Genomic DNA, 5,122 nt, shown 5'->3' with positions numbered 1-5,122 from the left:
GGCTGCACGTAGAGCAGGCCGCCCCCCACAGGCAGGGTCAGCAGGTTGCCGAGCAACACGTCCGAGCCGCCCTGCCTCACCAGGTTGAGTTCGCTCGAAACGTCGGGGTCACCGTCGAACTTGTTCTGCACCTGGCCGGGTGCGGGCACAGTGTTGTCTTTCGGCAGCGTCAGGAGCGTGAGCTTTCCGTAGTCATCCCCGACATCGGAGTTCACCGACAGGTACCCGGTGAGGATGTTCTGGCTGTCGCCCGAGGTACGCGGAATGAAGGTCGAGTACAGCGTGAAGGCCGGAGCCTCCGTTCCCGGCACCTGCATCGTGAGGTAATAGGGCGGCTGGGCGACTTCGGTCGCCTCGGTCGGATCGTCGGGCGTCGTCCAGGCGTCGGTGCCCGAGTAGAACTCGATCGGGTTCGTCACGTGATAGGTCGCGAGGATCGAACGCTGCACCTTGAACAGGTCGGCGGGGTAGCGGATGTGCGCGAGCAGCTCGTCGCTCATCTCGCTCTTCGGGGTGATCGTTCCCGGGTAGATGTTCTCCCAGGTCTTCAGCACCGGGTCTTCCTCATCCCAGGCGTAGAGCGTCACGCTGCCGTCGTAGGCGTCGACGGTGGCCTTGACCGAGTTGCGGATGTAGTTGATGTCGTCGATTGCGTAGGGCTGCGCCGGAGTGTTTGAGTCGACGATCGCGCCCGAGAGGGACTGGATGCGCGAGTACGGGTAGTTCGCGCTCGTCGTGTACGCGTCGACGATCCACACGATGCGCCCGTCGACGACCGCCGGGTAGGTGTCGCTGTCGGGGGTCAGATACGGTGCCACCTGAAGCACCCGTTCGATCGGGTTGCGCTCGTACAGGATCTGGGAGTTGTCGTTCACCTGCTCCGAAAGCAGGATCTCTTCCGACTGGAACTTGAGTGCGTAGACGAGTCGCGTGAAGATCCCGTCGAGCGTCGGCCCACCCTCGCCGGTGAAGGTCGTGTAGGCGTTGTTCTCGCTCGACTCCGATCCCGACGGGAAATCGATCTCGATGTTCGCGGGGTCGCCTTCCGGTGAGCCGACGATCGAGTAGGTCGGAGAGCTCTCGCCGAAGTACACGCGCGGCTCGTACTCGCCCAGTTCGCCCGTCGTCGGGATGCCCGATTCAAGGAACTCCGGCTGACCCTGCGCGTCGCGCTGATTGCCGTAGGCCGCGACGACCCCGTAGCCGTGGGTGTAGACGAGGGTGTTGTTGTACCAGGAGGCGGCGGCATCCTGGTTGAGTTCGCGCACCGCGATCACGGTGTCTTGGGTCGCCCCGTCGATCTGGTAGCGGTCGACGTCGAGGTGCGGCGCGAACTGGTAGTACTGCCGCACGCGCTCGAGCTGCGCGAAGGTCTTGGTGACGAGCGCGGGGTCGAGGATGCGGATGTTCGCGGTCGTCTCGGCGTCGTCACGAAGTGCTCCGGGCTCGGCGTCGGCCTCCGCCGTGTAGGACCGGACTTCGACGTCGGACAGGTCGTAGGCATCCCGGGTCGCGTCGATACTGTGCTCGATATACGGTGCTTCGGTCTGGCCCTGGCTGGGTGCGACGAAGAGCCGGTCGACCACCGCCGGGTAGATCGAGCCGACGACGAGGCCCGAGACGATGAGCAGCGCCGTGCCGATGAGCGGCAGCCGCCACCGGCCGATGATTGCCGTCACGAGGCAGAGCACCGCGACGAGGGCCGCGATGCCGGCGAGGATCGCCCGACCGGGAATGGTCGCGTTGACGTCGGCGTACGAAGCGCCGGTCAGGATCTCTTTCTGGTCGGTGAGCGTCGCGTACTGGTCGAGCCAGATGCTCGCGCCCTGCAGGGCGATGTAGATGGCGGCGGTGATGGCGAGCTGGATGCGGGCGCGGCGCGTGACGCGCACCTCGCGGCCCGTGACCTGGATGCCGCCGTAGATGTACGACGTGGCGAGCGCCGCGAGCCCTGCGATCAGAACGACCGCCGAGGCGTAGGCGAGGACCCCGCGGTAGAGCGGCAGCTCGTAGACGTAGAACGCGATGTCGAGACCGAACTGCGGGTCGACCTGACCGAACGGGGTGCGGTTCAGGAACTGCAGCACCGTCTCCCACCGCGTCGCCGTCGAGACGCCGGTGAAGAGTCCGAGTACGAGCGGGATGCCGATCATCGCGACGCGGCGCAGCGGCTCGATGACCTGCTGGTAGCGGTCGAGCTGCGAATTGAGTTTCGCGTAGACCGGGCGGGCGCGGAAGGCGAGCGCGATGCTCAGCCAGACGATGAGCGCCATCGACACGAAACCGATCCCGAACATGATCGCTTGCGACGACCAGCGGGTGGTGAGCACCTCGAGGAAGCCGAGCTGGTCGAACCACAGCACGTCGCTGTAGAAGCCCGAGAACACGAAGAACCCGATCACCAGCACGGCGACGACGGCCGCTGCGATGGCGACGGCAGCACGGGTGCGGCTACGGGCGGGCGGGGCGGCGGGCGCAGGGCGGGTCGTCGACAACGTCGGCTCCTTCGGATCGTCGTCAGCTTACGTGGCGACGAACTCAGCCGCAGCGGGCGAGTTCGGCGGTGTCGTCGTCGGCGATCGCTTCGACGGCTTCGATCGCGTCGTCGAGGTTGGCGACCGAGAACACTTCGATGCCCGACGGGATGTGCCCGACCACTTCGGTGCAGTTCGACGCGGGCGCCAGGAACCAGGTGGCACCGGCATCCCGCGCGCCATACATCTTCTGCACGATCCCGCCGATCGCGCCGACCTGGCCGCCGCCGCCGATCGTTCCCGTGCCGGCGATGTGCTCCCCGCCGGTGAGCTCGCCGGGCGTCATCTTGTCGTAGATGCCGAGGGCGAACATCATCCCGGCGCTCGGCCCGCCGACGTTCTCGAGCTGGATCAGCACCTCGATGGGGAAGTCGTACACCGATGACGCGTACACCCCGATGACGGGCGACCCGTCCTGCTCGGAGGCGACTGGGGCGAGCACGACCGTCAACTCGTCGACCCCGCGACGGATGCCCAGCTCAACCGGGGTGCCGATACCGGCCTCGGCGAGAATGGCTCGCAACCCGTCGACATCCGTCACCACCTCGCCCTCGGCGGTGAGGATCTCGTCGCCCTCCTCGAGCACGCCATCAGACGGAGTGTCTTCAATGACTCCGGCCACCGTCAGAACGCTTTCGTACGGGATGTCGAGCTCGGTCAGCGCTGCGGCGACGGCATCCTCTTGCGACGTCTCCATTGCCGCCGCACTCTCTTCGTCGGCCTCGTCTTCGGTCTGACCTTCCGGGTAGACCGCGTCGATCGGCAGCACGGTGCGGCTCGGGTCGAACCACGCCTGCGCGACCTCGAGCCACGACAACGGGTTCTCTCGCGATCCGTCGACGTAAACGGTCAGTAGGTCGAGCCGACCCGACGTCGGGTAGGTGGTCTCATCCGGGATCTCGATCAACGGCACCGGGTCGCCGTCCGAGGACTGGACCTCACCGAGCGTGTCGAAGACCGGGCCGGGCCGCTCCACGACGTACGGCGACGGTGCGGTCGCGAACAGCACGGTGCCAACAACGGCGGCGATCAGCAGACCGAACCCGAGATACGTGGTCCACGGTTCGCTCTCCGGCGCAGGCGGTCGCTCACGAGGGGGGCGCCCTGCAGCCAGCAGTTCAGACAGTGACACCGGCCATCCTTAGTGTTCGCTTGCGGCGCAGATGTGAGCCGGGCCAAGCCGAGATGCTCGGGCTAGCGTAGTCAACATGGCCGATAACCCGCCCGACGAGCGCGACCGCGGCACCGGTGACGAGGGCAGCGGCGACGACGGCAGCGAAGAATTCCGCGACATGCTGCGCGACTTCCTTGCCGGCAACACCGACCTCGACCCCGCGAAACTCGCCAGCGCGGCCGGACTCCCCGACGATCCCGAAATGGTGCAACGACTCATCGGGCAACTGCAGCAGGCTCTGCAGAACAGCGGCGACGGAATCAACTGGGGCCTCGCGACCGAGCAAGCCCGCGCCCTCGCCGGCCGCTCCGCCGTGCCCTCCACCCCCGCCGAACGCACCTCGCTCGAACAGGCACTCCACGTCGCCGCACTCTGGCTCGACGAAGCGACCGCCATCAGCTCGCTCACCACCGAACCGGTGCTGCTCACCCGGGCCGGCTGGGCCGAAGCGACAATGCCGGTCTGGACCCAACTCGCCGAACCCGTCGCCAACTCCATCGCCGACGCGCTCACCGAAGTGCTCGAAGACCACGCCTCCGAGGAACTCGGCGGAATGCTCAGCGGCGCCGGCAAACTGATGCGTAACATCGGCGGCACCCTGTTCGCCATGCAACTGGGCCAAGTCGTCGGGCAACTCGCCACCGACGCGGTCTCCGGCGGGGATGTCGGCATCCCGCTGCTCGACGGCGACACCAAACAGGCTGCGCTCGTGCCGCAGAACGTCGATGCCTTCGGTGCCGGTCTCGACATCCCGATTGACGAAATCCGGCTCTACCTCTCCGTACGGGAACTCGCGCACGCCCGCCTCTTCCGGCACGCCAAGTGGCTGCGCCTGCATCTGCTCACCCAGATCACCGACTTCGCCCGCGGCATCCACATCGACACCTCCCGCCTCGAAGAACTCGCCGCCGACTTCGACCCCCAAAACCCCGAAGAACTCCGCGCTGCTGTCACGTCGGGCGCGCTCATCCCCCCCAAAACCGACGACCAACTCGCCGCCCTCGCCCGGCTCGAAACGATGCTCGCCCTCATCGAAGGATGGGTGGATGTCGTCACCGCCGCGGCCACCACGCGGTTGCCGCACGCCCTCGCCATCGCCGAAACGGTTCGCCGGCGGCGGGCATCCGGCGGCCCTGCCGAGTCGGCGTTCTCGACGTTGGTGGGGCTCGAACTGCGGCCCCGTCGACTGCGGGAGGCGGCGGCGATGTGGCAAGCCGTACACGACGCCGTCGGCGCCGAAGGACGCGACGACCTCTGGTCACATCCCGATGTCGTACCCGGCGAAACCGACATCGACGACCCGTCTGCGCTCGTCGCCCGACTCTCGGGCGGAACCCCCGAGCCCGACGACGTCGATCGTGCCCTCGAAGACCTCCTCGCCGACGACTCCGGCGATCGACCGTCCGAACCTTCC

Annotated in this window: 3 protein-coding genes; 1 reads left to right on the top strand and 2 read right to left on the bottom strand. The window is 67.1% G+C overall.

Going from position 1 to position 5,122, the window contains the following annotated elements:
* Both RMO30_RS01860 and RMO30_RS01855 read right to left on the bottom strand, forming a co-directional pair.
* Positions 1 to 2,495, bottom strand: a 2,495-nt coding sequence (locus tag RMO30_RS01860) for a UPF0182 family protein (protein ID WP_309708749.1), incomplete at its 3' end; no start/stop codon positions are given.
* Between the two features lie 43 nt (positions 2,496 to 2,538).
* Positions 2,539 to 3,666 (bottom strand): PDZ domain-containing protein, encoded by a 1,128-nt coding sequence (locus RMO30_RS01855; protein ID WP_309708746.1) that lies wholly within the window; start codon positions 3,664 to 3,666, stop codon positions 2,539 to 2,541.
* 76 nt (positions 3,667 to 3,742) lie between these two features.
* Between RMO30_RS01855 and RMO30_RS01850 the strand changes: the two genes are divergently transcribed.
* Positions 3,743 to 5,122 (top strand): zinc-dependent metalloprotease (locus RMO30_RS01850; RefSeq protein WP_397427875.1); only part of this gene is annotated, 1,380 nt, incomplete at its 3' end.

This window comes from Pseudolysinimonas sp. (genome assembly GCF_031389465.1).
In the GTDB taxonomy this organism is placed as follows: Bacteria; Actinomycetota; Actinomycetes; order Actinomycetales; family Microbacteriaceae; genus Pseudolysinimonas_A.
Note: the sequence above shows the minus strand (reverse complement) of the source record. Positions and strands in the feature narration are given on the sequence as shown.